3 protein-coding genes and 1 pseudogene are annotated in these 3,446 nt (G+C 56.5%); 2 read left to right on the top strand and 2 right to left on the bottom strand.

All coding sequences use genetic code 11. The features are described from left to right. Positions 1–592, top strand: a 592-nt coding sequence (locus Q0330_RS08290) for a transposase (RefSeq protein WP_299477170.1), incomplete at its 5' end; no start/stop codon positions are given. A gap of 573 nt (positions 593–1,165) precedes the next feature. Here the strand turns inward: Q0330_RS08290 and Q0330_RS08285 are convergent. Beyond that, positions 1,166–1,417 (bottom strand): annotated as a pseudogene (locus tag Q0330_RS08285) (DUF6880 family protein); the annotation flags it as partial. A 65-nt stretch (positions 1,418–1,482) separates the two neighbouring features. On the opposite strand from Q0330_RS08285, the gene Q0330_RS08280 reads away from it, so the two are divergent. Continuing rightward, on the top strand, positions 1,483–3,132 hold the full coding sequence (locus tag Q0330_RS08280) for a hypothetical protein (protein WP_299477165.1): 1,650 nt from the start codon (positions 1,483–1,485) through the stop codon (positions 3,130–3,132). Here the strand turns inward: Q0330_RS08280 and Q0330_RS08275 are convergent. Further along, positions 3,119–3,446, bottom strand: a 328-nt coding sequence (locus Q0330_RS08275; protein ID WP_366518321.1) for a DUF6880 family protein, incomplete at its 5' end; no start/stop codon positions are given. The genes Q0330_RS08280 and Q0330_RS08275 overlap by 14 nt on opposite strands.

The following is a 3,446-nucleotide window of genomic DNA, read 5'->3' as shown; positions in this document are numbered from 1 at the left end:
CGTCGGGATCACCGCCGGCGTCGACAGCCGACGGGTTCTTGCGGGTGTTCAGCTGCGGCAGAAGGACCGCGACGGGCGCTGGACCCTGAAGCGCGGCCGGCGCAAGCGCCGCCCGGACGGCACGCTGGCGATGGAGATCGCGGTGCCGGTCTACGGCTACAAGAGCCATATCGGCACCGACCGCCGCCACCGGCTGATCCGGACATGGACGGTCACTGACGCATCGCGGTACGATGGCCGCGAGCTGCCGGCACTTCTGGACAAGGCGAACACCGGCGCCTCGGTCTGGGCGGACACCGCCTACCGCTCGGCCAGGAACGAGCGGCGGATCGCCGCCGCCGGCCTGGTCTCCAGGGTCCACTTCCGCAAACCCCACGACAAGCCCATGCCCGAACCGCGCGCCCGCGCCAATGCCGCCCGGTCGCGCGAGCGCGCCGGGGTGGAGCACGTCTTCGCCGACCAGAAGCACCGCATGGGACTCTTCATCCGCACCATCGACCTCGTCCGCGCCCGCACCAAGATCGGCCTGGCCAACCTCGCCTACAATCTCCGCCGCTACGTCTTTCTGGAAACCAAAGCCGCTCCCGCATGAGCGCCCAATCGGCACCGCAAGGCCACAGTCCGGCATCAGGCCACAGGTCGCGCCGTCATCCGTAGCGCCATCATCCGTGGCGCCATTGCCGCCGCTATCCTGACCGCCTCCCGAAAATAGAAGTGTCCGCGTGGGTTGCGGCGGATTGCAAGTTCAATCCGGCCGCGAACGCAGGGGGAACATCGGATGCTTCCCGTGTCGCACTCGTGTCGCACGGAAGAATCGGCAATCGGCGTAAGTGTTTGGAATCTTTGAGGAGGGTGTCGCACGGGCTTGCAACACGAAAAGGGCGCCGAGTTGGCGCCCTGTTCTGTTTAAGTCTCTGATATCTTTCAGAAAACTTTGGTTGCGGGGGTAGGATTTGAACCTACGACCTTCAGGTTATGAGTCGTGTCGAACGAACCATGAACAATCGCTCGGAAGCGCGAGTTCTTGCGCAGTTTCCGACACTTGCCGATCCCTGCAAAGCGGCCCGGCTTCGCACGATCTGTCGGGATTGCGCAGCGATTTTCACCCTCGTGCTTCCACCATGCTTCCAAGGGGCTGAGACCTGATTTTCCGGTAGCACGACCATCAGGCGGCGGTGAGCGACCAGAAGCCGAACTTCCTGCCGTGCTCTTCCTTCAACCGGGCGACGTAGGCGTCATGCGTCTCGAACGCGCCGAAGTCCGGGATTTCCCGTGCGAGCCGGGCGCAGGAGACCAGGTGCTCGGCGGCATAGCGATACCGCTTCGCCCGCGATCGGGTGAGCGTGAAGTCGATCATCGCGCGGAGCACCAGAGTCGCGGCCAGCGGATGACGCTCTGACGGGGCCGCCGCCGCGGGAAAAAACCTTTGAACTTGAGTTTAGCTTAGCTATCGTGCCTCACGATGTTGTGGAGCTAAAGCGCATGGTCGTCCTTGAAAACAAATCTAGAGTCCCGGATATCTATTTCGCCTACAGTCAAGATTTTGACTACCGCAAATATCTTGAAGAAAAAAGCCACTTTGATGAGGTCGTACTAGCTGTTGATCGTTCGACGAGCGAGATTGTTGGAAGCGCAGATCGCTTGACCGAACGCATCGGGGTCGGCGTTGAGGTCTTGTCTGGAAGCATTGACAGAGTTGGCGATGCGGTTAGCAAGGGCTTCAACCAAGTCGGGGAAAAACTTGATAGAATTGACAATACGTTACAATCTGGATTTCAAACCATATCGTTCGACCTAAATTCCATTGACAAATCGATAAATGAACTTTCCTATATTTGCGATCTTGGCTTTGAGAAGCTCGCCGCCCATACAATACGATCCAACGAGCTGCTTGAAGAACTCGTTACTCTATTCAAAACACCAGACCAAGTCTGGGCAAGGGAGCAGTTCGAATACGCAAAGGAATGCGTTGCGCGGGAACTTTGGGACGACGCGCTCAAGTATTCAAACAAATCCATTCACGGGGATGAGAGAAATTCTGGCTTTCATATCGAACCCGCGTTCCATTTCCTAAAGGGAAAGATTCTAATTCAATACCCAGAGGCGGGAGAGGGCGACGAGTTTATAAGACTTGCACTTGCCAGCTTCTTGGATGCTGTCAAGTATTGCGGAAAGGAGCATCAGAAGTTGGAAGCCTTGTCCTTGTTGCAGGTTTCGTGGTGTCACTACTGCCTTGGAAGTTTTGAGAACGCGCTCGAGGCAATCAAAAAGTCTATCGCGCGAGACGGATCGAACCCGCTTGCGCACTTCTTGAAGGCTAAGTACGAAGCAAGAACGGGTGATGCAGCAGCATCTGGAACGTCCCTGGGATACGCGATCCTTGCCGACGAGATTTTGCATATTCGAGCGCTGAATGATCAGGACTTCCTGCAAAGCAGCCTTGACTTAGAGAAGACAGCGAGACTTGCCAGGGACTATCGACGCGAACAGTTCATGGAGTTTTGTAGAGAGATTCGACTCGACCAATTGATTGAGCTGCAAGATTTGGGTAAGGGCATCAATTTGGGATCAGAAGAAATCCAAAGCATTATAAACAGGCTGGAGGATATCCGAAAGGATCAGACACTCATTACGCTTAACAATTTTTTTCTGAGAAACAGCCAGAGGTTCCCCTGTGAAGCAATGGAGATTGAAGACCGGGGTAAGCGGGCGCGTGAAGAACTTATCAATAAGATTAACAGTCACATTTCTAGATTGAAATCTGATAGTCACAGAGAGGTCGTTGCGGAAAAGAAATCGAAATCGTCTGGAAGCTATGACGGTATGATGGGATGGGGCATCCTAGCCGCGGCGATAATTCTGTTCTTTGTATTCTCATCTTGGTGGCCGCAAGCGCCAACCTTGCTCATCATCATTGCGGCGGTCGTTGCTGCCTTTTTCACGTATCCAGTGACGACTGTTGGTGCCATGATCATATCTTGGCTTCGGGCGGAGTCAGAAGCGCAAAGTGAATTCGCGCAGGCAAAGGCGAATGCAGAGCGCGTGAACCGAGAGGGGAACGAGCGCGTGAAAAGAAGCCATGCTGAGGGCCGTGAGATCGAAAGTAGGTTGAAGGCAGTCATCGGCATGTGACGACACAAGCCCGCATCTCGTGTTCGTAGGTGGTGCCGCCCGTGCCCCAGCCCACTGCCTTCCATTGATCCTTCGGCGGAACCGGCAAAGGCGAACGACCGAGTTCTTCGACCATCGATTTAAGGGCCGCCAACCCCTCGTCGCCGAGCGCCGGCGCCATGATGCCGACTAGACCATCATACTGGCCATAGCCGTTGTCCTGAACCGCATCGAGAACAGTGCCGGCGAGCGCGTGCGGATCCGGCCGGACCTTCTCGGCGAGCTGAACACCCGCAAGAACCCGTCGGCTGTCGACGCCGGCGGTGATCCCGACG

Source organism: uncultured Paracoccus sp. (assembly GCF_937873615.1).
Lineage (GTDB): Bacteria > Pseudomonadota > Alphaproteobacteria > Rhodobacterales > Rhodobacteraceae > Paracoccus.
The sequence above is the reverse complement of the archived record's forward strand: the minus strand, read 5'-3'. Positions and strand labels throughout refer to the sequence as shown.

What these genes read in the sequence shown, in the direction of transcription:
- Q0330_RS08280 (WP_299477165.1), top strand. Translation starts at nt 1,483, where the DNA reads ATGGTCGTCCTTGAAAACAAATCTAGAGTCCCGGATATCTATTTCGCC.